Source organism: Mesorhizobium sp. M0968 (assembly GCF_040319065.1).
In the GTDB taxonomy this organism is placed as follows: Bacteria; Pseudomonadota; Alphaproteobacteria; order Rhizobiales; family Rhizobiaceae; genus Mesorhizobium.
Map to the genome: position 1 here is coordinate 42,992 of NZ_JAMYNL010000017.1, position 25,078 is coordinate 68,069.

At 61.5% G+C, this 25,078-nt stretch carries 23 protein-coding genes and 1 pseudogene; 15 read left to right on the forward strand and 9 right to left on the reverse strand.

Going from position 1 to position 25,078, the window contains the following annotated elements; all coding sequences use genetic code 11:
• The first annotated feature begins 10 nt into the window (after positions 1-10).
• The 3 genes from NKH67_RS24090 to NKH67_RS24100 are packed head-to-tail and all read left to right on the forward strand — an operon-like array spanning position 11 to position 3,198.
• A complete protein-coding gene (locus NKH67_RS24090; protein ID WP_352472833.1) occupies positions 11-1,132 on the forward strand; it encodes a GmrSD restriction endonuclease domain-containing protein in 1,122 nt (373 codons plus the stop codon).
• The gene (locus NKH67_RS24095; RefSeq protein WP_352472834.1) at positions 1,129-2,223 is read left to right on the forward strand and encodes an AAA family ATPase; all 1,095 of its coding nucleotides are present in this window, start codon (positions 1,129-1,131) and stop codon (positions 2,221-2,223) included. Before NKH67_RS24090 ends, NKH67_RS24095 begins: the two co-directional genes overlap by 4 nt.
• Positions 2,224-2,238: 15 nt before the next feature.
• Positions 2,239-3,198: a hypothetical protein gene (locus tag NKH67_RS24100; protein ID WP_352472835.1), complete on the forward strand. Its 960-nt coding sequence runs from the start codon at positions 2,239-2,241 to the stop codon at positions 3,196-3,198.
• Between the two features lie 172 nt (positions 3,199-3,370).
• Here NKH67_RS24100 and lepA read toward each other — a convergent pair whose 3' ends face one another.
• Entirely contained in the window at positions 3,371-5,176 is a 1,806-nt protein-coding gene (gene lepA / locus NKH67_RS24105; protein WP_254818048.1) for a translation elongation factor 4, read from the reverse strand.
• A 159-nt stretch (positions 5,177-5,335) separates the two neighbouring features.
• On the opposite strand from lepA, the gene NKH67_RS24110 reads away from it, so the two are divergent.
• From NKH67_RS24110 to msrA, 4 genes are all read left to right on the forward strand, one after another.
• Positions 5,336-6,421 carry a TadE/TadG family type IV pilus assembly protein gene (locus NKH67_RS24110; protein WP_352472836.1) on the forward strand — a complete coding sequence of 362 codons (1,086 nt, stop codon included), beginning with the start codon at positions 5,336-5,338 and terminating at the stop codon, positions 6,419-6,421.
• Between the two features lie 185 nt (positions 6,422-6,606).
• Positions 6,607-7,323: a DUF1223 domain-containing protein gene (locus NKH67_RS24115; RefSeq protein ID WP_502893798.1), complete on the forward strand. Its 717-nt coding sequence runs from the start codon at positions 6,607-6,609 to the stop codon at positions 7,321-7,323.
• Positions 7,324-7,401: 78 nt separating this feature from the next.
• Positions 7,402-7,716, forward strand: a complete 315-nt coding sequence (locus NKH67_RS24120; protein ID WP_352472837.1) for a hypothetical protein — start codon at positions 7,402-7,404, stop codon at positions 7,714-7,716.
• 77 nt (positions 7,717-7,793) lie between these two features.
• Positions 7,794-8,522: a peptide-methionine (S)-S-oxide reductase MsrA gene (gene msrA, locus NKH67_RS24125; protein ID WP_353031897.1), complete on the forward strand. Its 729-nt coding sequence runs from the start codon at positions 7,794-7,796 to the stop codon at positions 8,520-8,522.
• Positions 8,523-8,719: 197 nt separating this feature from the next.
• On the opposite strand, the gene NKH67_RS24130 is transcribed toward msrA, so the two are convergent.
• From NKH67_RS24130 to NKH67_RS24140, 3 genes are all read right to left on the reverse strand, one after another.
• Entirely contained in the window at positions 8,720-11,254 is a 2,535-nt protein-coding gene (locus NKH67_RS24130; protein WP_352472839.1) for a mechanosensitive ion channel family protein, read from the reverse strand.
• 102 nt (positions 11,255-11,356) lie between these two features.
• Positions 11,357-12,361, reverse strand: a complete 1,005-nt coding sequence (locus NKH67_RS24135) for a cytochrome d ubiquinol oxidase subunit II (protein WP_352472840.1) — start codon at positions 12,359-12,361, stop codon at positions 11,357-11,359.
• Entirely contained in the window at positions 12,358-13,731 is a 1,374-nt protein-coding gene (locus tag NKH67_RS24140; RefSeq protein ID WP_352472841.1) for a cytochrome ubiquinol oxidase subunit I, read from the reverse strand. Before NKH67_RS24140 ends, NKH67_RS24135 begins: the two co-directional genes overlap by 4 nt.
• 262 nt (positions 13,732-13,993) lie before the next feature.
• On the opposite strand from NKH67_RS24140, the gene NKH67_RS24145 reads away from it, so the two are divergent.
• From NKH67_RS24145 to NKH67_RS24160, 4 genes are all read left to right on the forward strand, one after another.
• The gene (locus NKH67_RS24145; protein ID WP_352472842.1) at positions 13,994-14,920 is read left to right on the forward strand and encodes an ABC transporter ATP-binding protein; all 927 of its coding nucleotides are present in this window, start codon (positions 13,994-13,996) and stop codon (positions 14,918-14,920) included.
• Between the two features lie 14 nt (positions 14,921-14,934).
• Positions 14,935-15,696, forward strand: a complete 762-nt coding sequence (locus NKH67_RS24150) for an ABC transporter permease (RefSeq protein ID WP_352472853.1) — start codon at positions 14,935-14,937, stop codon at positions 15,694-15,696.
• Positions 15,697-15,850: 154 nt separating this feature from the next.
• Positions 15,851-16,342: a MarR family winged helix-turn-helix transcriptional regulator gene (locus NKH67_RS24155; RefSeq protein ID WP_352472843.1), complete on the forward strand. Its 492-nt coding sequence runs from the start codon at positions 15,851-15,853 to the stop codon at positions 16,340-16,342.
• Positions 16,339-17,019 (forward strand): GNAT family N-acetyltransferase, encoded by a 681-nt coding sequence (locus NKH67_RS24160; protein ID WP_352472844.1) that lies wholly within the window; start codon positions 16,339-16,341, stop codon positions 17,017-17,019. Before NKH67_RS24155 ends, NKH67_RS24160 begins: the two co-directional genes overlap by 4 nt.
• 101 nt (positions 17,020-17,120) lie before the next feature.
• Here the strand turns inward: NKH67_RS24160 and NKH67_RS24165 are convergent, their stop codons facing one another.
• The gene (locus tag NKH67_RS24165) at positions 17,121-19,112 is read right to left on the reverse strand and encodes a PhoX family protein (RefSeq protein WP_352472845.1); all 1,992 of its coding nucleotides are present in this window, start codon (positions 19,110-19,112) and stop codon (positions 17,121-17,123) included.
• Positions 19,113-19,311: 199 nt separating this feature from the next.
• Here NKH67_RS24165 and NKH67_RS24170 point away from each other — a divergent pair, with 199 nt between their 5' ends.
• From NKH67_RS24170 to NKH67_RS24180, 3 genes and pseudogenes are all read left to right on the forward strand, one after another.
• Positions 19,312-19,650: a hypothetical protein gene (locus NKH67_RS24170; protein WP_023679017.1), complete on the forward strand. Its 339-nt coding sequence runs from the start codon at positions 19,312-19,314 to the stop codon at positions 19,648-19,650.
• A 14-nt stretch (positions 19,651-19,664) separates the two neighbouring features.
• Positions 19,665-20,366: a phosphatase PAP2 family protein gene (locus NKH67_RS24175; protein ID WP_352472846.1), complete on the forward strand. Its 702-nt coding sequence runs from the start codon at positions 19,665-19,667 to the stop codon at positions 20,364-20,366.
• 258 nt (positions 20,367-20,624) lie between these two features.
• A pseudogene (locus tag NKH67_RS24180) lies at positions 20,625-20,849 on the forward strand (sodium-independent anion transporter); the annotation flags it as partial.
• 39 nt (positions 20,850-20,888) lie between these two features.
• Here NKH67_RS24180 and NKH67_RS24185 read toward each other — a convergent pair.
• Entirely contained in the window at positions 20,889-21,749 is an 861-nt protein-coding gene (locus tag NKH67_RS24185; RefSeq protein WP_352472847.1) for an SMP-30/gluconolactonase/LRE family protein, read from the reverse strand.
• A gap of 115 nt (positions 21,750-21,864) precedes the next feature.
• Between NKH67_RS24185 and NKH67_RS24190 the strand changes: the two genes are divergently transcribed.
• Positions 21,865-22,668: a helix-turn-helix domain-containing protein gene (locus NKH67_RS24190; RefSeq protein ID WP_352472848.1), complete on the forward strand. Its 804-nt coding sequence runs from the start codon at positions 21,865-21,867 to the stop codon at positions 22,666-22,668.
• Positions 22,669-22,794: 126 nt separating this feature from the next.
• Here the strand turns inward: NKH67_RS24190 and NKH67_RS24195 are convergent, their stop codons facing one another.
• The 3 genes from NKH67_RS24195 to NKH67_RS24205 are packed head-to-tail and all read right to left on the reverse strand — an operon-like array spanning position 22,795 to position 25,045.
• Positions 22,795-23,592 carry a C40 family peptidase gene (locus NKH67_RS24195; RefSeq protein ID WP_352472849.1) on the reverse strand — a complete coding sequence of 266 codons (798 nt, stop codon included), beginning with the start codon at positions 23,590-23,592 and terminating at the stop codon, positions 22,795-22,797.
• 41 nt (positions 23,593-23,633) lie between these two features.
• Complete coding sequence (locus tag NKH67_RS24200) at positions 23,634-24,575, reverse strand: CHAD domain-containing protein (protein WP_352502682.1); 942 nt, start codon at positions 24,573-24,575, stop codon at positions 23,634-23,636.
• Positions 24,572-25,045: a CYTH domain-containing protein gene (locus NKH67_RS24205; RefSeq protein WP_352473606.1), complete on the reverse strand. Its 474-nt coding sequence runs from the start codon at positions 25,043-25,045 to the stop codon at positions 24,572-24,574. The genes NKH67_RS24200 and NKH67_RS24205 overlap by 4 nt, the downstream gene beginning before the upstream one ends.
• Positions 25,046-25,078 lie beyond the last annotated feature (33 nt).

The window sequence follows — 25,078 nt, forward strand, 5'->3', positions numbered from 1 at the left end:
CGAGATTTTGATGACCGACGCTCCCCTCGAAGACACTGAAGTCGAAGGCGTCGATGTCGGCGCAAGTGATGGTTGGGGTGACTATCCACTCGATGCCGTCTTTGTCCGAACAGAAACGCGATCCGTTTCTGAAGTCGTGAAGCGGATCGAAAACAAGAGATATGTACTAGATCCCGATTTCCAGCGGGATTTCGTGTGGCCGAATCCGAAGCAATCCAAATTAATTGAAAGTTGCATCATGCGCATTCCCCTGCCCGTGTTTTATGTGGCAGAAGCCCGCGACGGGCGCATCATCGTAGTGGATGGGTTGCAGAGGCTAACAACTTTTGTTCGATTCGTGAGCAACCAATTTCGACTAGTCGGCTTGGCCAGCGGAGAGGGCGGAACAAGCTCCCATGCGCTTGAAGGTAAGTTCTTTCGAGATCTTCCTCTAAACCTTCAAGAGCGCGTTCTAGACACACAGCTCACGATGTATATTCTAGATGCAAAAGCACCGGAGAGAGCGCGCCTCGATATATTTGAGCGTGTCAATAGTGGAGAACCTCTTACTAGGCAGCAGATGCGTAACGCGTTGTATAATGGCCCGGCAACTCAATGGCTAAAACAAGCGGCGGAAGGCGACGCTTTCAGGTCAGCAACAGCGCAGACCCTTAACCCTAAGACTATGCGCGATAGAGAAGCGATTAATCGATTTTGCGCGTTCAAGTTAATAGGGCGAAAGAGTTACACAACCGGGGACATGGACGGTTTCTTAGCATCTGGCCTACTCCTCCTTGGAAGCTCCTCCGATGAAGAACGAGCAGGGCTACGAAATTCGTTCGACCGCGCGATGGTATTAAATAGGACCTTATTTGGTGAACATGCATTTCGAAAATCCCTCGCATCGTTCGACTTGGCACCAAGTCGTAGCGTTATTAATATTTCTCTGTTTGAGGTCTGTGCCGTGACCATGGCTGATTTCCATGTATTCGGAGACGCTGCCGAGGAACATCGCTTAAAACAAATAATTATTGATCTTGTTAGGGATGAGGAATTTTCGCGCTCAATAACATATTCTACCAATAGTACCGTTGCTGTTCAAAAGAGATTTGTAGCGATGGAGGGCGCAATTAGTCGCGCGCTATTTCCTTGATAGACTCTATTGAAATTCAAAACTTCAAATGTTTCGATAATTTGAAGCTGTCTTTTGGGTCCTTAACCTTAATTACTGGATTTAATGGCGGAGGCAAATCGACCGCAGTGCAACCTTTACTTCTGCTCTCTCAGGGATTTCGTTCTTCGACTACACAACGGGTTTTTGAATTAAATGGGGAGCTTGTACGACTTGGCACAGTTGGCGATATATTGCCCGCGGAGACCAAAGATCCCGACGTCAAATTTGGCGTGTTGGGAACGCATGGAGCGCAATTCTGGACCTTCAACCCTCGGGCGGGTGACAGGTACTTGTCTGCCAAGACCGCCGCCGGTTCGGAGAAATCTTCTGAGACTGCGGTCGCAAGGTCGCTGGCGGATCTCGCATATCTGAGCGCAATCCGTGAGGGTACCGCCGAGGCATACCCAATTCCTGATTCCGCCAGCGAGCGTCTTGGCGATGTCGGTTCTGATGGAAGGTTTGCAGCCTACCTTTATGATCGTTCTGTCGACAACGAAGTGTCATCTGCCAAGATGTACCCGGGTGAATCTGCTACGTCTATGCGAAAGCAACTCGACGCGTGGTTCGGTGCGCTGTTTGCCGGCGCGCAAGTCAATGTGCAATCAATTCCGCTGGTCTCTCTCCTGAGCTTGCAGTTTCGATTATCTGAAATTGGAGAATGGCGCCGCCCGGCTAATGTCGGCTACGGCCTTACGTATGCTTTTCCGATCTTGGTTTCTCTGTTGACTGCGCGACCTGGGCAAATTGTCGTAATTGATAGCCCAGAGGCACATCTGCACCCGTTGGCGCAATCACAGATGGGTAGGATTTTGGCTCACTTTGCAGGTTCCGGAGTTCAAATACTCGTGGAGACTCATAGCGATCATCTTTTAAATGGCGCCCGCCTAGCTGTGAAGGAAGCTGTAATTGCTCCGGATATTCTGCGAATTCATTTTTTTACAGGCCCCTCGCCTTCTGGGCATGGTGTCGTGTCTCCGACTATTGATTCTGAAGGCCGTATCAATGAATGGCCCGATGGTTTCTTCGACCAATCCGAAAAGGATCTTTCCCGCCTATCGGGGTGGTCCTGACTTATGAAATGGTATGTGAATGAAACATCGTTACAAGGTCAGTTTTCCGGAAGAGAAGATTTTATCGCAGTTCTTACTGGGATACTCGCTGCCCGCGCTCGGGTAGTTCGCCTTCGCAACGAACTCAGAACAACGCGTATGTTCCCAGAGGGCGTTGTTGCACCAGGGATAACGGTTCGGTCTGCTGTTCAGGGAAGCCGCGATCGGGATTTACTCAGAGCGGTCCTCTCATGGCTTGATCAAACTGGTCCCTTTGTTGAAAATGAACGACTTGAGGAAATCGATGACTACTTCGAATGTATTGAGACCGATGTTACCGATGCCGGCCTAGGAGAGGCGACGCGTCGAGTAAAGTCAAAAGAGCTAGCTTCGGCTTTCAGTTTCCAGGGGGGGCCGTTAAATTTTGCTGCTTCGCCGTTGATCGTTTATCATGGCTTGGAAGGCGACAGACTTGGAGCATATTATGTAGACAACGTATGGTCGACTGAAGAGCTCACGCAACGAGCTATTTTGTCTGGGCCATCTATCTCGTCTTGGCGGACATTGGTCGAGGCTGCACGGGAGCGGTTTCCCAATCTTATTGTAGCTGATTCAGTTTATGAGAACCGTTTGCTCGCTCGGGAGCCCTTTGACCCCGCTATCCGGGAAAGAACGTTGGTTCTTTTCGACCATTTGAACAGTTATATGGCGGACCGGGGCGCAGACGGCGCCGAGGGACCAGTGGCAAGAGGCGTTGTACAAAACTTTTTTGTTGGCGAACGCGCACTCTTTACGGGCGAATCGCAGTCGAACCAAAATATCTTCCGTACTGAACTCACCTTTGCTGATCCTGAGATTGTTGGCGGTGAAATTTTCGCGCACTGGCACGGGAAGATTAGCCACCGTGTCTTCAGAGTTCATTTTGAGTGGCCGGTGCCTTCAACTTCTAGAAAGCTAAAGATATTGTATCTCGGACCTAAAATAACAAAAGGATAGAACACTGGCGATCGCACTCGCGCTCGCCCAAGTTGATGCATCCGGTCGCAGGCGGGATCGCTCTGCCCTCCGCATGGCTCCGGGCGTTCGTCGCTCAAAAGCCAAATCGTTTGCTTTTTGCTGCCTTCGGTCCCCTCACCCCTTGGGGATTAAGCGGGCGGGCCGGCCCGCCTCAGTCGCCCATCTTCAGCGCCTGGATAAACGCTTCCTGCGGGATGTCCACCTTGCCGAACTGGCGCATCCGCTTCTTGCCCTCTTTCTGCTTGTCGAGCAGCTTGCGCTTGCGTGAGACGTCGCCGCCGTAGCATTTGGCGGTGACGTCCTTGCGCAGCGCCGAGATGGTCTCGCGGGCGATGACCTTGCCGCCGATCGCCGCCTGGATCGGGATCTTGAACAGATGATGCGGGATCAGCTCCTTCAGCTTCTCGCACATCTGGCGGCCGCGCTTTTCCGCCGCCGTGCGGTGGACCAGCATCGACAGCGCGTCGACCGGCTCCTCATTGACCAGGATCGACATCTTGACCAGGTCGCCCTCGCGATAGTCGGTGAGGTGATAGTCGAACGAGGCGTAGCCCTTGGAGATCGACTTCAGCCGGTCGTAGAAGTCGAAGACCACCTCGTTGAGCGGCAGATCGTAGATCAGCATGGCGCGCTTGCCGACATAGGACAGGTCGGCCTGGATGCCGCGCCGGTCCTGGCATAGCTTCAGGATGCCGCCGAGATAGTCGTCGGGGGTGAGGATGGTGGCGCGGATCCACGGCTCCTCGATGGCCGAAATCTTGACCACGTCGGGCATGTCGGCCGGGTTGTGCAGTTCCTTTACCGTGCCGTCGTTCAACAGCAGGCGGTAGACGACACTAGGTGCGGTGGCGATGAGGTCGAGATTGAACTCGCGCTCCAGCCGCTCCTGGATGATTTCGAGATGCAGCAGGCCGAGGAAGCCGCAGCGATAGCCGAAGCCGAGCGCGGCGCTGGTTTCCATTTCAAAGGAGAAGGAGGCGTCGTTGAGACGCAGCTTGCCGACAGCGGCGCGCAGATCCTCGAAATCGGCGGCGTCGACCGGGAACAGGCCGCAGAACACCACCGGCTGTGCCGGCTTGAAGCCCGGCAGGGCTTGCGCCGTCGGCCGCTTGTCCTCGGTGATGGTGTCGCCGACACGAGTGTCGGCAACCTCCTTGATCGAGCCGGTGAAGAAACCGAACTCGCCGGGGCCGAGCTCGTCGACATTGATGCGGGCGGGCGTAAAGACGCCGGTGCGCTCGACCAGGTACCTGGCGCCGGTGCCCATCATGCGGATGGTCTGGCCCTTCTTCAGCACGCCGTCGATGATGCGGACCAGCACGATGACGCCGAGATAGGCGTCGTACCAGCTGTCGACCAGCATCGCCTTCAGCGGGGCCGTGATGTCGCCCTCGCGCGGTGGCGGCAGATCGTTGACGATCGCTTCGAGCACGTCGGGAATGCCGAGGCCGGTCTTGGCCGAGATCAGCACGGCGTTGGAGGCGTCGATGCCGATCACCTCCTCGACCTGTTCGCGGATGCGCTCGGGCTCGGCGGCGGGCAGGTCGACCTTGTTCAGCACCACGACGATCTCGTGGTTGTTGTCGATCGCCTGGTAGACATTGGCCAGCGTCTGCGCCTCGACGCCTTGCGAGGCGTCGACGACCAGCAGCGAACCTTCGCAGGCGGCGAGCGAGCGCGACACTTCATAGGCGAAGTCGACATGGCCGGGCGTGTCGATCAGGTTGAGGATATAGTCCTCGCCATTGTTGGCGCGGTATTTTAGCCGCACCGTCTGCGCCTTGATGGTGATGCCGCGCTCGCGCTCGATGTCCATCGAGTCCAGCACCTGCTCCTTCATGTCGCGCAGCTCCAGCCCGCCGGTCGACTGGATCAGCCGGTCGGCAAGCGTGGATTTGCCATGGTCGATATGGGCAACGATGGAGAAGTTGCGGATGTTCTTGATCGGCGTGGTCATGCGGCGCGCTTTAGCAGGGGCACGCTACATCGGCAAGCGGCGGGGCGCGGGTGCGGCGGCGGGGCGGCAAAGTCGTTAAACTTTGATCCATGAGATTAGAGCATAGTTTGCGCCCGGCGTGGTAGCCCACCGGTCTATCGCCGTTTCGGGGGGATCGGAATGCCGCCGTCAGCACGCAAATTTCTCAGATCGGTGAGCGGCTCGTTCGCGCCATTGCTCGCCATCTTGCTTATCCCGATGGTTGCCGCATTGGGTTTTTCCATCGACTATACCTCCGCGGTTTCAACCAGGGCATCGATGCAGAACGCCCTCGATGCAGCGTCGCTGTCGATCACGACGCTTGCGACGACCACGACGTTGGCGGACCGCCAGGTAAGCCTGCAGGACTCATATCTGGCCAATGGCGGGCAAGGCACGGCCAAGCTCGACAGCTTCGTCGTCGCCACCGACGGCGCCGCCAGCATCAAGGCTTCGGCCGGCTTTGCCATGCCGACGAATTTCATGCAGATCGCCAGGATCAACACGGTGCAGGTCGGCGTTGCGTCGGCAGTGACAAAGCGGCCGGCATTGGTGGAGGCCACGTTCAAGGTCGACAAGATCTCTGGCTGGTGGGACAAGACGGTGACGCTCTACGGCACCAAATTCGGGGACACGGTGGCCAACAAGCTGATGAGGATCTCCTACGCGTACAACAGGTTTGGCGATCCCAAAGGCTACGGGACGTCCTCTGTTTACACGATCAACGGAACGACGGAGACGCTGGTCCAGAAACAAGTATGCACGACCGTCACGGTGACCAGCTTCTATGGCTTGCCCACCGGCACAATCACTCAGATCAGCGGTACCAGGAAATACGCAACCACCTGCGTCAACACGATGTATCCCGCGACCGGCGCCGGTGCGGTGATCGACGTGAAGGACATGGATAACCTGTCTCTGGAGATGAAGATTCCGAATCCCAATCCTGGTCTTGGCGGCGGCTATCTGGCCTCGGGCACGAAAGAAACCCTGCGATCGGACGATCCGGCCACGTCCGACCGATTGTTCATCGACAAGGTCAAGACACTGGCCAATACGACTGTCGACATCTTTGAGGCCGTGCCGTGCGGCATCACCAGCAGTCAAGCGTGGGAAGATGGCGGATCACTTACCAACAACACCATAGACGATGCCGATTTTTCCTATTTTGTGACCGGCAAGTGCGCGTTCAACAAGCGGCCTTCGGAAACCGTGCTCACACAATAGGGGCGACTTGAGTGCCGACCTCCCCCTTGTGGGTCCTCAAGGGGGGAGATCGGACATTGCCTCGGCCCTCGCTAATGCTCTAGGAACTCGGACTTCTCCTCAATCACGAAGCGGTGATGCTGTAACGAAGCGTGCGTCGGCGGCGAAGTGTGGACATGAAACGATGTCTGCGCAGGAGAAATGCGATGCCCGGATCGACAGCGAAACGACGCACAGCCCTGATGGGGCTCGCCGCGGCACTGTTTTCCGCGACTGTGCTGTCGGCAACCAGCGCGGCCGCCGGACAGACGCTGACGGTCGTAGAGCTGTTCACCAGCCAGGGCTGCTCGTCCTGTCCGCCGGCCAACGCCAATCTGATCAAGGTCAAGGACCGGCCCGGCGTGCTGGCGCTGTCCTTCAACGTCACCTACTGGGACTATCTCGGCTGGAAGGACACATTCGGCAAAGAAGAATTCACGCAGCGCCAGGTCCGCTATGAACCGTCGCTCGGCCGTTCCGGCCCGTTCACGCCGCAAGTGGTGGTCAACGGCAGGGCCGATGCCGTCGGCGCCAGGCCGGGCGAGATCGAGCAGCTGATTTCGAGTGGCGGCCACGCTGACGGACCTTCGCTGTCGCTCGCCGGCGGGAAGGTCAGCATCGGCGCCGGTCCGGTGCCCGGCGGCAGGGCCGATGTCTGGCTGGTGCGTTACGACAAGGGCGTCGTCGAGGTGCCGGTGGCGCGCGGAGAAAACACCGGCCGCACGCTGCCGCACGCCAATGTCGTGCATTCGCTGACCAGGCTGGGCAGTTGGACCGGCGACACCACCGCACTGCCGCTGCCGGCGGCGACGGGCGGCCTCAGCACAGCGGTGCTGGTGCAGGTGCCGGGCGGCGGGCCGATCCTTGCTGCCGCTACGAACTAGAAACCCTGCCGAAATTTTCACAACGCGCAGCGGCGCCGCCGCATGCGATCAACCCTGCCAGAACCCTAGGAGATCATCATGACCAATCGTTTGACCAATCGCCCGACCCTGGCGGCACTCGCCTTCGCACTTTGCTCGACGGCGCTGTTCGCAGGAGGCGCGGCGCGGGCCGAAGATGCGATGAAGCCGGCCATGGCGACAAACGCCATGAAGCCGGCAACGGATGCCATGAAGCCGGCCGGCGCCATGGCCGCTGACGCGATGGCCACGACCGCGATGAGGGCGGGCGATCCGATGAAGGCCGACTGCATGAACAAGGCCGCCGCCGAGACGGACGCCATGAAGAAAGCCGAAGCGACCAAGGCCTGCGATGCCATGGCTCCGACCAAATAGGCGATGCGCACAGCAATGTGAGAGCCCGGCGGACCTATCCGTCGTATAATCCAAACCAGCATCATGGGAGATCAGACATGACCGGAGCCGTGAAACGATCGTCGATTTTCGCAAAAGCAGCACTTGCCGCGCTCATCCTCACGGCCGCCGCGGCCGGATTCTGGCAGACGCCGGCAGTCTCGGCCGAAGACGCGGTGGTGATCCCGCCGCCGGCAATGGACGAGAAGGCCACCGCCGGCACCGAAAAGGCGGTCTTCGCCGGCGGCTGCTTCTGGGGTGTGCAAGGCGTGTTCCAGCACATCAAGGGCGTCACCAGCGCCGTTTCCGGCTATGCCGGCGGCGACCAGGACACGGCCATCTATGAAATGGTCGGCACCAGCCGGACGGGCCATGCCGAATCCGTCGAGATCACCTACGAGCCGTCCAAGGTGACCTACGGCCAGCTGCTGCAGGTGTATTTCTCGGTGGCGCACAACCCGACGCAACTGAACTACCAGGGCCCGGACACGGGCACCCAGTACCGTTCGACGATCTTTGCCGAAAACGACGCACAGAAAAAGATCGCCGAAAGCTACATCGCCCAGCTCGACAAGGCCAAGGTGTTTCCCAAGCCGATCGTGACGACGCTGGAGACCGGCAAGACCTTCTATCCGGCCGAGGACTATCACCAGGATTTTCTGACGCTCAACCCGACCTATCCCTATATCGTCTACAACGATTTGCCCAAGGTCGAGAACCTGAAGCGGCTGTTCCCCAACCTCTACCGCGAAAAGCCGGTGCTGGTGCTGGCCGCTAACAAGAGCTGAGCTTTTGCAGGGCCTGCTGATCTCCCCCCTTGAGGGGGAGATGGCCGGCAGGCCAGAGGGGGTCGGTTCGGTTGGCGCGACGCGGTCCGGCATATCGAGGAAGACGAAGTTGGCACTCCACGCGCGGCGACCCCCTCTGTCGCTTTCAGCGACATCTCCCCCTCAAGGGGGGAGATCAGCAGTTTCCGCGCTTCGCACTAGTTCCCCTTTTTCCAAGGCAGGCTCCAGCGCACCTTCTCCAGCGTCGCCTTTGCCTCGGTCGAGTCCGGATCGGGCTCTGTCTCGCGATAATGCGCCGAGCCCTCAGGCGGGTAGGCAAGTGTGTTGTTGAGGGCGAATTTGTCGATCTGGCTGAAGTCGGGGAAAGGCAGGTTTTCCGTCTCGCGCCAATCGCTGACCCTTTTCTCCGCGGCGATGCGTTTTTCGTCGTCGACCGGAAGGTCGGTGGCTCTGTATTCCAGTGACGAAGGGAAGGCGAACTGCGCGCCGGCATCATCCATGATGTTGATCATGGACAGCAGGATGTCCTCGCGGATGGCTTGGAACTCGGCCACGTCGGCGGTTTTGACGTAGGTGAACACGTCGATGTCGAGCGAATAGGCGCCGAAGCCGGCAAAGCGCACGCGGCACGGCTCATCGATGACGCGCGGATGGGCAATCAGCAGCTTGCGCAGCTCGGCCAGGACGTAACGTAGCTGATCGGGCGTCGTTTCGTAGCGCAGCTGCAGCGTCGTCGCGAACCGGGTGCGATCGCGATGCGCGTAGTTCTCGATCTGCATGCCGGCGAAATCCGAGTTCGGCACCGAGATGATCGTGCGGTCGAGCGACCGGATGCGGGTGGAGCGCATGCCGATATGCTCGATCGTCCCGGACTGGTCGCCAAACTTGCAGAAGTCGCCGACGCTGACCGGCCGATCGGCATAGAGCGTCAGGCCGGAGAGGAAGTTCTGCAGCGTCGGCTGCGCGGCCAGCGCCACCGCCAAACCGCCGATGCCGAGACCGGCAATGACGCCTTCGTAGGGGATGGCGAGCACTTCGGCCAGCAGCAGGAAGGCGACGACCAGCACGGCGACGCGCGCCACGCCGGTGGACAGCGAAATCAGCGTGTCGTGATAGCCGGGCACCTGCCACAATCCACGGTAATGGTCGGCGACCTTGCCGATCAGGTGCCAGACCACCGGCACGGCGCCAATCACGACCAGGCTCCAGGCGATTGCCTTGACCGGGGCGGCGACCACTTGCGGCAGACCGAGCGGGCGCAGCGTCAACAGCAGGAAGAAGCCAAGCACGATCGAGCGCACCGCCCATTCGACGATGCGGAAGAAGGCAGGGCTGTCCGTCCTTCGCACAAACAAGGAAATCAGCGCATTGGCGATGAAACCGAAGACGATGCCGGCCAGTGCGGCAAGGCCGAGCATCGACCATTGCCAGCGCTCCATCGGGCCGGCGCGGGTGAGCAGGCCGGGGCTGATCTCGCGGGCGAGGCCACGGGCGATGAAGAACGGGTCGGTGCTGGCGAAGGCGGCGAATTCCGGCGCCACCGGCACGTCTTCGACATCGGCGTAGAGCGCGCGGATGTGGGCGAGCGTCTCGGGCGTGAACTGCCAGATCTTGCCCTTCTCAGTCTCGACCGGGCCGATGACGATGTTGCCGGCGGGATGCTCGAAATAGACGAAGGGGGTGTTGCTCTTCGGATCGTCGGGGATCTCCTGCCAATAGACGTAGCCGATGCGGTCGATGACCTTTTTGAGATAGCGCTCAAGCAGGAACGCCTCGTCGCCACGCACCGCCTGACTGTAGTTGCGCAGGTCGAGCGCCGCCTGGGCCGGGTCGCCGGCTTCGGTGAGGCCGCTCAACAGTACCTTGAACGTGTCGCGCGGCGAGGCGAGCCTGCTCGGATCGTCGACCATGTCGACGGCTTCGCCACGCGCTTCCTGGAATTCGGCGAGCTTTGCCTGGAGCTGGCCAAGTGGCGGCCCGACGATGAACCAGTCGCCATTCTTGCGGCGAAAAGTGACGGCGAAGGAGACCCTGGTGCCGTATTGCGGCAGCGTCGCCGTCACCTCGTCGCCGGAGATCGCATCATGCGGCAGGCTCCACAGACGGAACGTCGCGTTGTCGATGACGGTGAACAGAAGCTTGGTGTAATCGGGCATGTTGAGGCCGCCGCGGTCGGCCTCGGTGACGTCGACGAGACCCGCTGCCAGACCGGCAAGACCCATGCCGCCGCCGGTAGCGCGCGGCACGTTGTCGGCGCCGCTCTCGTTCATCGTCTGCAGGAACGAGCGCATGGTGCTCATCGGGCTCGACTGGTCGACGCGGACGTCCTCGACGGCGCTGACGCGCACACCTGTCCACCACTCGGCGGTGGCGGCATCGAAGCGGCCCATGAAGCTGCCGCCGTCGGGCGATTGGACGAAGGTGAAGGCGCCCTGGCGGTCGCCTTCGAACCAGTGGCCGACAAGCTTGTCGCCTTCGGCCTTGGCCTCGATACGGCCGTTATAAAGCGGGTACACGCCCTTTACGTCAGTGCCGGTCTGCTCGAACTTGATCTGGGCGCCGCCGCCGCGCCACTTCGTGTCCCACACGCCCGTCCAGTTGGCCGCGTCCTGGGCATGCGCCTGCGGCATGGCCGGCAGCAGGCCGGCAAGCGCGAGTGCGCCGATCAGCGCGACCGTCCGGATCAGCAAAAGCAGCAGCCGATCCTGTCCTGCCGCAGAAAAGGGGTTCATTCTGTTGCCCTTCTTCTTGCCGGCGATTCTGCTGGGCCGGCCAGAGAAGGTTATTCCGCTTGAAGATGAATATTCTGTTTCAGGCTGCGACGGCGATGCCGGTCAGTCATAGGTCAGATCCGTCGCCTTGCCGGCGAACACCCGGTAGGCAAAGAACGAATAGAAGATGATGATCGGCAGCACGACGACCGTCCCGACCAGGATGACGGCCAGGCTTTCGGGTGCCGAAGCAGCCTGCCAGATGGTCAGCCGGTCGGGCACCACGAAGGGGTAGAACGACCAGGCGAGGCCGGCAAAGCCGAGCGTGAAGATCGCGGCCAATGTCAGGAACGGGAGCAGCGCGTGGCGGTCGCCGGGTTTCGGCAGATGGAAGGTCTGGCGCCACAGCCACAGGAACAGCACTGCCGACAGGATCGGCAGCGGCGACAAATAGAGCATGGCCGGCCAGACGAACCATTTGTCGAAGATGCGCGCGCTGGCAAAAGGCGTGGCCAGCGATACCGCGACCATGCCGAGCGCGGTCAGCACCAGCGCCGTGCGCAGCCACAGCACCGCCTTCTTCTGCAGATCGCCTTCGGTCTTATAGATGACCCAGGCCGCGCCCATCGCCGCGTAGGCCGCGGCAAGGCAGAGCGCCACCAGCGCGCCGAAAGCGACGCCGCCGGGGCCGACGTCGAGGCCGAGCACATAGACGCCGAGCATATAACCTTGCGCCAGCGACGCGACGACCGAGCCGAGGAAAAAGATGCGGTTCCAGCGGTGCTTCCTGCCGGCCGGCACCTTGGCGCGGAAATCGAAGGCGACGCCGCGCAGGATCAAGCCGACCAGCAGCACGAAGACCGGAATGTAGAGCGCCGTCAGAATGGTGCCATGCGCCAATGGAAAGGCGACCAGCAGCAGGCCGACCGCCAGCACCAGCCAGGTCTCGTTAGCGTCCCAGAACGGGCCGATGGCGGCGATCATCGTATCCTGTTCGGTGTCTTCGGCTGCGGCGAACAGGATGCCGATGCCGAGATCGAAGCCGTCGAGGATGACGTAGATCAGGATGGCGAGGCCCATCAGGCCGGCGAAGATCAGAGGCAGCAGGGTCGGCCAGTCGAAGCTCATGATGTTTCTCCTGGTTGCGCAACCGGCTGCGACAGCGGCCTGTTCATGACGCCCGGTAGCGGCGAGGTGTCACCATCCTTCGCCGCCTTCAATGCCAGATGCACCAACACGCCGAGATAGGCGATCAAGAGCAGCACGTAGAGGATGAGATAGACCGCGAGCGACAGCGCGACATGGCTGCCGGCGACCGGCCCGACAGCATCGGCGGTACGCAGCACGCCGGTGACCAGCCAGGGCTGGCGGCCGATCTCGGTGGTGTACCAGCCGGCCAGCGTCGCCAGCCAGCCGGACAGCGCCATCGGCACCATGACGAGCGCCAGCGGCTTGGGCAGGCCGTGGCGGCGCTTGAGGAAGAAGGCCGCCGACCAGGAGACGGCGAGCATCAGGAGGCCGGTGCCGACCATGATGCGAAAGCCCCAGAACACCGGAAATACCGGCGGATGGTTGCCGGCATAATCGTTCAGACCCGGCACGATGCCGCCGGCGCTGTGCCTGAGGATGAGGCTGGCGCCATCCGGAATGGTGAGCTCGAACCTGTTCTGCTTGGCCGCTTCATCGGGAAGAGCAAACAGCACCAACGGCACGTTGGGACCGGTGTTCCAGTTGGCTTCCATGGCGGCGATCTTCTGCGGCTGGTGTTCCAGCGTGTTGAGGCCGTGCTGGTCGCCGGCAAAGATCTGGATGGGAATCAGGATAGCGGCGGTGAAGACGCCGGTGCGCAGGGCCTTCCACATCGATTCCGAGCGATCGCCGTAGAGATAGCGCAGCGCCGACAGGCCGGCGATCAGGAACGAGACGGTCAGCCCCGAAGCAAGCAGCATATGAACGAGCCGGTAGGGCATGGACGGATTGAAGACAACGGCCCACCAGTCGGTGGCGTGCGCAACACCATTGCGCATCTCGAAACCGGCCGGTGTCTGCATCCACGAATTGAGCGCGATGATCCAGAAGGCGGACAAGGTGGTGCCGCCGGCCACCAGCACCGTCGCCAGCGTATGGACGCGGTTCGAGACGCGGCGGAAGCCGAACAGCATGATGCCGAGGAACGCCGCCTCGAGGAAGAAGGCGGTCAGGATTTCGTAGGCCAGCAGCGGGCCGGCAATGTTGCCGACCGTCTCCATATAGCCCGGCCAGTTGGTGCCGAACTGAAAACTCATGGTGACGCCGGAAACCACGCCCATGGCGAAGGACAGCGCGAATACCTTAACCCAGGTGAAATACGCGCGCATCCAGGCGGAATCGTTTGTCGCGTTGTAGCGGAGCTTGAAGAACAGCAGCACCCAGCCGAGCGCGATGGTGATCGCCGGGAACAGGATGTGGAACGAGATGTTCGCGCCGAACTGTATGCGCGACAGAATGAGCGGGTCCATGGCGGCTCCGGCTGCTGCTTGTTTGTTGAAGGATAGGCTTGATGCACCGGACGGTCAAAGCGGCGTCCCGCCGCGAGGCGGAACGCCGCAGTGCGGTTAATCTGCTTTTGCGTGGAATTTGGCTGGACGACCGGGCAGGTGTTGCCTATTCCGGCGAACCTCGATGTCCAGAACTGTCGGGAGCGCCATTGACATCCGGATTTGCGGACCGACATTCAGCGGATTAAATCAACAACTCTGTTTCAAGCAGTCGTTTTCAGCCATGCAGCCGATCATCTCGATTTCCGGGGTCACCAAGACCTACGCCACCGGCTTCAAGGCGCTGAAGGAGATCAATCTCGACATCGTGCGCGGCGAGATCTTTGCGCTGCTCGGGCCGAATGGCGCCGGCAAGACAACGCTGATCTCGATCGTCTGCGGCATCGTCAACCGCTCGTCGGGTTCCGTCACCGTCGACGGCCATGACATCAACCGCGACTACCGCGCCGCGCGCAGTCTGATCGGGCTGGTGCCGCAGGAACTGACCATCGACGCCTTCGAGAGCGTGTGGGCGACGGTCAACTACAGCCGCGGCCTGTTCGGCAAGCCGGCGGACAAGGCGTTCGTCGAAAAGGTGCTGCGCGACCTGTCGCTCTGGGACAAGAAGGACGCCAAGGCGATCACGCTGTCCGGCGGCATGAAGCGCCGGCTGATGATTGCCAAGGCGCTGTCGCACGAGCCGCGCATCCTGTTCCTCGACGAACCGACGGCAGGCGTCGATGTCGAGCTGCGCCAGGACATGTGGGCGATGGTGCGCCGGCTGCGCGAAGACGGCGTCACCATCATCCTGACCACGCATTACATCGAAGAAGCCGAGGCGATGGCCGACCGCGTCGGCGTCATCAACCGCGGCGAGATCGTACTGGTGGAGGACAAGGCCGAGCTGATGCGCAAGCTTGGCCGCAAACGGCTTGTGCTGGAACTGCGCAGTCCCCTGGCCACCGTTCCCGATGCTTTTTCGCACTACGCGCTGGAGCTTTCGCCGGATGGCGGACAGCTGACCTATACTTATGACAACCAGAGCGAACGGCCGGGCGTCGCCTCGCTGATCCGCGAGCTCGAGGCGGCCGGCATCCAATTCCGCGACATCGATACGGAAAACAGCTCGCTCGAGGAGATCTTCGTCAATCTGGTGAGGAAACCGGCATGAACCCGCGCGCGGCTATGAATCTTCATGCGGTATGGGCGATCTATCGGGTGGAGATGGCGCGCGCCCTTCGCACTGTGCTGCAGAGCATCGTTTCGCCGGTCATTTCGACGTCGCTCTATTTCGTCGTCTTCGGTTCGGCCATCGGCTCGCGCATCACCGAGATTGACGGCATCAGCTACGGCGCCTTCATCGTACCGGGGCTGATCATGCTGTCGCTGCTGACGCAATCGATCTCCAACGCCTCTTTCGCCATCTATTTTCCGAAATTCGTCGGCTCGATCTACGAATTGCTGTCCGCGCCGGTGTCCTATCTGGAGATCGTCATCGCCTATGTCGGGGGCGCGGCGACAAAGTCGATCGTGCTTGGCCTGATCATCCTGGCGACGGCCTCGCTGTTCGTGCCGCTGACGATCGAGCATCCGTTCTGGATGCTCGCCTTCCTGGTGCTGACGGCGGTGACCTTCAGCCTGTTCGGCTTTATCATCGGCATCTGGGCGAAGAGCTTCGAGCAGCTGCAGCTGGTGCCGCTGCTGATCATCACGCCGCTGACCTTCCTCGGCGGCAGCTTCTATTCGATCAACATGCTGCCCGGCATCTGGCGCACGGTGACGCTGTTCAACCCGGTGGTCTACCTGGTCAGTGGGTTCCGCTGGAGCTTCTACGGCAAGTCCGACGTTTCGGTCGGCGTCAGCCTCGGCATGACGGTGGTCTTCCTGCTCATCTGCATAACGATCGTCGCCTGGATCTTCAGGACCGGCTACCGGCTGCGCAACTGATCGAACGGGCCTCGTCCAGGCGAAGCAGCCTGATCGATCGACCTTTCCTTGCCGAAGGCGATAGGCCTGGAACCCGGCGCTTGAATGCCTCGATGTTGCTTTTCATGCATTGTTATATATCATGTTATCGATGTTCATGGGGATGAGTTGGCCTATGGAAGACGTCATACGATCGCTTGGCTTTCTGTGCCTGGGCAGCAGGCTGAAGCGTATAGGCGAGCAACTGCAAGCGGAGGCGCAGCGCCTGCTCGACAGGCTGGATGTCCCGGTTCAGGCGAGCCAATACCCGCTGCTGGCCGCGCTCGACAGGCTGGGTCCGCTGTCGGTCGGGGAACTGGCGCAATCCCTTGGCATCGCGCAGCCAGGCGTAACGCGAAGCGTCTCGCTTCTGGCCGAATTGGGACTGCTCGAAGTCAGTCCGTCGACCGATGACCAGCGGCGCAGGATCGTCTCGCTTACTCGGGACGGCCGGCGGCTGGTCGATGTCGCAAAGCGCGACGTCTGGCCTTGCATCGAGAACGTGGTCGCGGATTTGTGCGCAGGTTTTTCGGGGCCGCTTCTTGAGCAGCTGGCTGCCATCGAGGACGGCCTCGCCGCTGCCCCTCTCGACCGTCGTGTAAATAAGCCTCAGGGTGCCGCGCAATGAGACATCTGCTCGACCGCCCTATCTGGAGCGCGCTTCAGACGCGACATCGGGCCTTCGCGGAGGGTGACAACCTCGCCATGCGATATCGGCCGTCGATCGTCCCTTTCGCCGCCACTGGCGCGGACGACCCGGAAAGCCTGCGGGCGCTCGAAAACCTTGTCTCCCCGGGCGAGAGTGTGATCCTGCTTCAAGCGGACGCGATTGCTCTGCCCACCGGGCTTTCCGCGACTTCGACCGCAGCCGGGGTTCAGATGATCGCCGAGCAGCCATTGCAGATCGTCTCCGACCCGCGCGTGCATCGTCTGACCCGAGACGATGCTGCTGAGATGCTCGCCCTGGCATTGCTCACCAAGCCTGGCCCATTCACGCTCGAAGCCTTGAGCCTGGGCGATTTTTGGGGTGTGAAAATCGAGGGCAGGCTTGCGGCAATGGCCGGCGAGCGCATGAAGCAACCTGGCTATTCCGAACTCAGCGGGGTGTGCTCACATCCGGAATTTCGCGGCGGTGGCCTAGGAAAGCTGCTGTCCCTATTCGTGGCAAACCGGATAGTGGCGCGCCGCGAAGTTCCCTATCTCCACGCCTATGCCAGCAACGCCGCGGCCACAGCGTTATACGAGTCCATCGGCTTCAGGTTGCGAAGCACAATGAATGTCGCCGTGGTTCAGCGCACCGAATGATTAGTCGGCGCCTGATGCGCAGCATGGATGCATCCGGTATCGGATGGAAGGATTTCGTACGGCCGAAATCCTTCCTTGAGACTGCAAGACCTTGCTGCGTGTCAGACCGCGATCTTGCCGCCGCCTTGCCTGGTGATGGCAACGACCGCCGGGCGCACCGGCATGTCCGGCTTGAAGTCGGGCCAGCGCGTCGACAAATCCTCATAGTAGGACGGACGGCCGAAAGCCTCCCAGTCCTCGCCGCCGTCGCCCGGATGCTGGACGGCAACGAAGGCGGTCTGGTCGTCCGGCGCAAACAGGGGACCGCACATTTCGGCGCCGATCGGCACGCGGAAGAACAGCTTTGATGTCGCCCGTGCCGTCCCCTCCGTATCGACAGCCCACAGACCATCGGTGCGGCCGGTGGCTTTCGGGCCTTGGCCGTCGGTGGCGACCCAGAGGCGGCCAGCCGAATCTACTGTGCAATTGTCCGGCATGCCGAACCAGCCATTGGCGGTGGTTGCGGTCGAGAAGGTGGCGCCGACGTCGGCCACAGCGGGATCGCCGCATTTCAGCAGGATTTCCCACCTGCCCTTTGTCGCGGTGAAATCACCGCCGTCCTCGACGATCTCGATGATGTGGCCAAAGGCATTTTCGGCACGCGGGTTGGCAGCGTCGACCTGGTCGGCCTTGCGCTTCGAATTGTTGGTCAGCATGACATAGACCTTGCCGTTGGCGGCATTGGGCTGGATGTCTTCCGGGCGGTCCATCTTGGTGGCGCCGAGCAGGTCGGCGGCGCGGCGCGTCTCGATCAGCACGTCGGCCTGGCTGGCAAAGCCGTTCTCCGCCGTCAGCGGCCCTTGGCCGAAGACGATCGGCAGCCATTCGACCGAACCGTCGTCGGCAAACTTGGCGACATGCAAGGTGCCGTCGTCGAGCAAATCCATGTTGGCGGCGCGGTTGTCCGGATCGAACTTGCCTGTGGTGACGAACTTATAGACATAGTCGAAGCGCTCGTCGTCGCCGAGATAGAAGACGACACGGCCATCCTGGGCGACGATCGATTCGGCGCCCTCATGCTTGAAGCGGCCCATGGCGGTGCGCTTCCTCGGCACCGAAGTCGGATCCTGGACGTCGACCTCGACGATCCAGCCGAAGCGGTTCGGCTCGTTAGGCTCCTTGCCGATGTCGAAACGGTCGTAATGCGCTGCCCACTCATAGGCACCTTCGGGAATGCCGAGGCGCTTGTAATTGGCGGCTTCCTTATGCCCCTGCGGCAGCTCGCCCGAGAAATAGCCGTGGATGTTCTCCTCGGCCATGACATAGGTGCCCCACGGCGTGACGCCGCCGGCGCAATTGTTGATGGTGCCGATGACCTTCGTGCCGGTCGGATCGGCGCTGGTCTTGACGCGGTCGTGGCCGGCGACCGGGCCGGAGAGCGCGATCTCGGTGTTGGAGGTGATGCGGCGGTTGAGCTTGCCGTCGCGAACGACCTGCCATTTGCCTGATACCTTGCGTATCTCGACGATAGTGCCGCCATGCGCGGCCATCTCGACATCGACTTGCTCCTTGCTGAGGGGCGCCTGCTTGGCTTTGCCATCGACGATGGTGACGAGACCCGGAAACATCAGGTGCGGATTGGTGTATTCGTGATTGACGACCAGCAGGCCGTGCTCGGCCGAGCCGTCGATCGGGATATAACCGACATAGTCGTTGTTGTAGCCGAATTGTCTGGCCTGGGCTTCCGCCGACTGTTTTGTCGGATCGAATCCCGGCGAATCGGCGAACAGCGGATCGCCCCAGCGCAGCAGCACGTCGGCGTCATAGCCAGGTGCGACGTGATGCTTGTCGTCGATGCCGGCCTCGAGCTCGTCGAAAGTGAAGGCGGAGCCTTTGGCGGCGCGGGCGTTGTCGGCGGTGATCAGCGCCAGCGGGCTGACGGTAGCGGCTATGGCCGAGACGGCAAGCGAACCCTTGAGGAAGCCGCGGCGCGAGAACCGCGCGGCGATGATCTCACCCATGGTGCGGTTGTCGGTGGGATTGGCTCCTGGCCCATCGTTTTCCTCGAGCAGGCTGGTGCGGAAATGGGCGTCAGGGGTGCGATGTTCGGTCATAGGGCCTGCCTCTGGCTGGATGGATTGCTGGAGCGTGTTGCCTGGCCAATCCGGTATTACCGGCAGGTCACAGTTTGATGACATGCCGGCTAATTGCCACCTGCGATTTCGTATCCAACATCGGCCCCGCTTGACCGCGACCGGCGCTTCGGAAACAAGAGCTGCGGCAGGCGGTAGGGACCGCATCGGGAGGAACAAAGTGAGTTTCTGGGGACTTGGGCAGCTCTGCGTTTCGACGGTGATCTTCCTGCTGGCGGCGATGGCCGCAAAACAGTGGGGGCTGGCGCCGAGCCTCGGCAAGATTGTGCTGACGTTGGCGCTCTATTCGCTGGGCAATCTGATCATGCTGAGGCTGATCCGTGAATTCGGCATGTCGGTGTCGTTCAGCCTGTCGGCGGTGATCCAGCTGGTGTCGGTGAATGTGGTGGCGCTGGTCTTCTTCGGCGAGCGCGTCAATGCCTTACAGGCAACCGGCATCGTGCTTGCCATCGCAGCTGTGGCGCTGATCACGCTCGGGCCCTATCTGCAAAGGCTGTAACTGCGATCGGGCCGATGAAGAAGATTGCAAGCAGACTGCGCAACTGGCTGGAGTTCCCGGTTCTGCTGGCCGGGCTGGTCATTGCCGGCGGGCTGTGGGGGTTCGAGGAGCTGATGGAGCTGGCGCGGGCCACCACGCCGCATGCCTTCGACACCGAAATCCTGCTTGCCTTCCGCAAGGCCGGGCAGCCCGACAATCCGATCGGACCGGCGTGGCTGGAAGGGGCGATGCGCGACATCACCAGCCTCGGCAGCGCCAGCGTACTGGTGCTGATCACGGCAGCAATGATCGTCTATCTGCTCCTTATCCGCAGGCCAGGCGCGGCGCTTCTCATGTTCGTCGCGGTAGCGGGCGGCCAGCTCCTGTCAAGCGTGCTGAAATTTGACATCGACCGGCCGCGCCCCGATCTGGTCTCGCATCTCGCCGATGTGGCATCGCTTTCGTTTCCGAGCGGCCACGCCATGCTGTCGGCGGTGACATATTTGACGCTGGGCAGCATGGCGGCGCGGTTTTTGCCCGGGCGGACAACGAAGATCTATGTACTCGGGCTGGCGGTGCTGACGACGGTGGTGGTCGGCATCAGCCGCATCTATCTCGGCGTCCACTGGCCGTCCGACGTATTGGCCGGCTGGTGCGCCGGCTTTGCCTGGGCGATGCTGTGCTGGCTTGCGGCACGGTTCCTGCAGCGATGGCTTGGGCGGGCCGACGGCACCTGACTCAAATCAGCCTGTTGATCAGGCCATGACCGCAGCCTGCCAGCAGGAAAACCATCGACAGCAAGGCTGTCGAGGTCGCCAACGCTTTGAAGATCTTCACCGGCTCATCCTTTTGAAGTCGTGTCTGTGAAATCGGGGTCGCAGTGGATGTCCAGCCAACGATGCCGAGGTTTGTAGCATGACAGCGCATCGGCTGGCAAAGAGTGCCGCATGTTTGGAGGCAGACGATCAATCCTTGGTGCAGGAAGACGTCGCCGACCGCGCCAGCGCAGGAACTTCATCCTCGACTGTTCGGCGGTGCCGTTCTTCGATTCAACGGCGGCCAATGTCATCGAGGGTGCGGCCCACAAGGCGAGCCGCGCCGGCGTTCGCTTCATTATATCAGGCGCTTCGCCGCAGATACGCCGCATGCTGATCACCCACGGCGTCAAGCGGCCGCTGGTGACTTATGCCGCCTCGATCACGGATCGCGGGCGCAGCTGAGGAAAGCCGCGCCCGCCGCCTGAGCTGGCAACTGCCGGCTTAGTCGAGGCCCAACGCTGAGACCTCGCCCTCGTTCATCAGCGGCACGAAGATTGTCGACCTGCCGTCGGTGCCGATGTCGGCGCTGCCCGGTTTGAACGTCGCAACCACTTGCGGCGCACTGCCGGCTTTGTAGCGGTAGAGCGTGCCGGTCATATAGGCAGTGGCGTAGATGCTGCCGCCGATGGCAACGACGCCATCGAGGTTGGCAAACTTTTCCGCGCCAGTCAGTGGCGAAACGGCCTTGGTAGCAAGATCGACCGAGAGCAGGCCGCCCGGCTCCGCGGTGCTGAAGTCGGGCTTGATGCCCTTGCCCCAGGAAGCGACGATCAGCCGGCCGCCATCGGCGAAGATGCCATTCGGCGAAGCAAGCGCCGCATCCCTGACGAACAGTTCGGGCCGGTCGCGGTCGATGCGATAGATCGTATCGGCAAGCATATCCGTGACGTAGACCTTGCCGGATGCGTCGGCGGTCATGTCGTTGAGAAAGACCGCGTTCGGCACGTCGATCGTCGATGTTAGCTTGCCGCTTGCGAGGTCGACGACGCGCACATGGGTGAGGTCGGCGACGTAGAGTTTGCCGCCGACAATCGCCATGCCCTTGGGCGCGTCCATGCCGTCGGTCCAGTGTTGCGTGACGAGCTTGCCGTCCATCGACAGGATCGACAGATAGCCGTTGCCGTCGGCTTCGCCGGGATTGCCGACGATGTTCGAGACGATAACGCGCTGGCCGGCGGCGTCGAACAGCGCCGATTCAGGCTGCTCGAGGCCGCCGGTGCGCCAGAGTTCAGCGGCCTGAACTGCCGGCGCGGCGGCGATGCCGACCAGGGCGAGAAGCATCGAGGTGAAGAGGCTCTTCATGGCTAGTCTCCTGCAATGGACTGGCGGAGAGCTAGGCCTTTCGATACTTTTCGGGAAGAGCTATCAGGACTAGTACCGAAGGCTGATACCAAATCGTGCAAAAGAGGTGCATCCCATGAACGGCCTGATCTTCGAAGCGCTGAAGCGGACGCTTAAGGCAAAGGGCATCACCTATCGCGTCCTTGCCGAGCGGATGGGTGTTTCCGAGCCGACGGTGAAGCGCATTTTCCACGAGCGCAACTGCAAGCTCGACCGGCTGATGGAGATCTGCACTGCCGCCGGCGTAGAGTTGGAGAACGTGCTCGGCTCTATGAACAGAGGACCAGGACCCGCCAACCAGATCGCGCCGGAGATCGAGCGCACGCTCGCCGGGCGGCCGGCACTGCTGTTCGTCTTTGTCATGCTTTCCGAGAAATTCACGCCCGAAGGCATCATGCGCTCACAAGGGCTGAGCGAGGCTTCGATGTTCCTCTATCTGCGCGAGCTCGAGGAACTCGGCCTGGTCGCACTCGGTCGCGGCCTGTCGGCAAGGCTGCTGATCGAGGCGCCGATCCAGTGGAATTTCGAGGGGCCATTGCGGCCGCTGTTCGAGACGACCAACAAGAATTTCATCGGCTGGGCCATCACCCATCTTGAGCGCGAGTCGACGTTCGTCAGCTTCTCCAGGCGGATGCGGCCGGAAACGGCGGAAATGGTCAGGCGCGAGGCGGAGGAATTGGCGGAGCGCGCCAAATTGCTTGCTCATCACGACCAGCACACGACGCCTGAAGACCGACTGGTCGGCTACAAATGGACGTTTGCGTTCGGCGCAACGCCGTTCCCGGTGATCATGCCGATCGGGCCGCATCCGCGCGACGCAGGCGCACGGACGGACGATCGAGTTGCGGCTGCCGCAAACGGACGACGTCTGCCGGCCTAGGTCAAAATGCAGAACGACCGAGTCCGGGCTGTTGGCGGCAGCCAGTCTGACTGAGCTTCTTACCCCTGAGTATCGGCCGCAAACCGGTTCTCAGAAGGTCCCCTGCTCAAACACAAGATCGAGCGGCTATTCGGCGGTCTTGTTCGCCACCTTGTCATCCCAGACCATCTGCCGGTAGTCGAAGCCGTATTCCAGCGTCGGCTTGACAATACGGAAATAGGGCGACAGGTCGAAATCGCGCGGCGTGTAGAGCGAGTGATGGCGGATGTGCAGGATTTCCCTGCGCGAAAAGCTCGACTGGGCCGAGGCACGGCCAGGCGCCCGGGTAATCTCCGGCAGGATCGGGTAGCGGATCAGGCCATACGCCTCGGCGATCAGCGACGAGCAGATGGCGCGCGTCGGGTCGCCGGAACCGAAAGCCAGCATGCGGCGGCGCCAGCGCACCGGCACCGGCGGCGTCGGCAAGAAGTAGCGCAGCATGTCGAATATGTTCCTGAGATCGTATCTGAGACCGAGCCTGCCGATCATGAACGCGACGACCGCTTCGCGATCGTTCGGAGCCAGGCCACTCGCCCGGCAGATGCGGGTGTTGTAGCTGCGATAGCGCGACAGCGGCACGGCGATGCAGCCATCGCCGAGCGTGACCTCGATCAGGCGCCGCCGCTCCGATCCGTCCTCCGGCTCCGGCAATGCATCGCCGATATAGAAGGCGGCATGCGACCAGGTCGACTGGGTGAGGTATTTGATCGCCGCCGAGATCTTCTGGTTGCCTTCGATGAGCAGGATGTCGCCGGGCTCGAGCGTGCGGCGCAACGTTTCGGCGTCCGACGGCGTGTAAGGCTCGTAGCCGGACGATTCCTCCTGCAGCCGGCCGGCAAGCCAGCGGCCAAGTCGGTCCAGAAGCGTGTCGCCGGGCTCGGTCATGCCAGACGGCGATTACCACAGGGCGGCAAGTTAGACCATGATCAGCCCACGCCAGGCGTGCCGGCGTCTTCGTGCGCAACTGTGAGATCTTCGCGCGCCTTACGGGCGAACTTCCTCGTCGAGCGCTTCGGGCTGTCGCCGAAAAGCTCGGCCGCCTCGGCGAGGCAGGTCTTTTTCAGGCTCTTTTCCGAACGCTTCAGCAGCTTGGCAAGCAACCGCGTCTCTTCAGCAGGACCGAGTGGCTGGTCCTCGGCATCGAGAAGCGCGCGCATGACGAACACATCGTGCAGCTCGCCGAGCCGCTCGCCCAATTCGTCGACGGCCCTGCGCCGCGTTTTGATCGGCGTCGGCCACAGCCGGCCGAGCAGCGACAGGTGCATGCCATGCGTCTTGGCCGCCTTGCGCAGGTCGTGAAAGTCATCGGCTTCGCCGCGCGAAGCCGCCTTGTCCAGCGCTTTCCTGGCACGGCGCAAAGTGGTGCGCGCGCCTTCGGCGAGCACGTCGGCAGCCTGCTCCGGCTTGTCGGGCAGAGCGAGCTTGTCGATCCGGGCGACACCTTCCTCGCAAGCGGAAATCGCCGCGCCTATCGCAGCATCGAGGCCTCCTCCGCCATGCAGTTCATGCTGGCGCGCGACGAGCCTGTCACGGACGGCACCGAGGCCATCGCCGGCACTTTGCTCGGGAAAGCTTGCCGCCAGCCGGTCGATTGTTTCGACCAGCGCGGTCGCCTCGCGCGGGCCGGCAAGCAGGGCCGCCACCTGGCGGTAGCACTGATTCTCCGTCACGCAGAATGTTTCGTCTCCGGAACGGACAAGGCGCAGCAAGGCGCGGACGTTCTTCAGCCGTTTGCGGCATTTGTGCAGCCCCGGTTCGGGCCTGTCACGCGCCGCGTTCAGATGGTCGATCACCTTGCCGATCTCCTCGGCGAGGATGCGCCTGACCTCTCCGGTCAGCGACATGCGCGGATCGATACGAAAGCTCATGCGACGATCTCCGGAATCCCCCCAAGGGCGAGCGACGCGTTGTAAAATCTCGGCTCGCCGGTGACTTCACGGCCGAGCCAATGTGGCAGCATTTCGTCCTGTATATCATCCGGCGTCTCGAGCTCGGCGATCACCAACCCCGCAAGCGTCCCGCCGAAGACATCGACTTCGTAGCGATAGCCGCGATGTTTAACATGGTGGCGTGTCTTCTCGATGACATGTCCGATGGCAAAGGCCTGCATCTCCTGCGCCTCCGCCAAAGGTACCGGATATTCGAATTCATCGCGCTCGCGTGCCTGGCTGCCGAACTTGAGCGTCAGCTTGGCGGCCGCATCGTTGCTGATGCGAACACGAACCGTACGGCTGGGTTCGGCGACAAGATAGAATTGACGGATATGAATGTCCGCCTCGACCATTGCCCGCCATTCCTCACCTGAGACCAGGAATTTACGCTCGATTTCCTTGCCCATGGCCAGGCACTAAAGCGCGCACGGCCAGAGTTG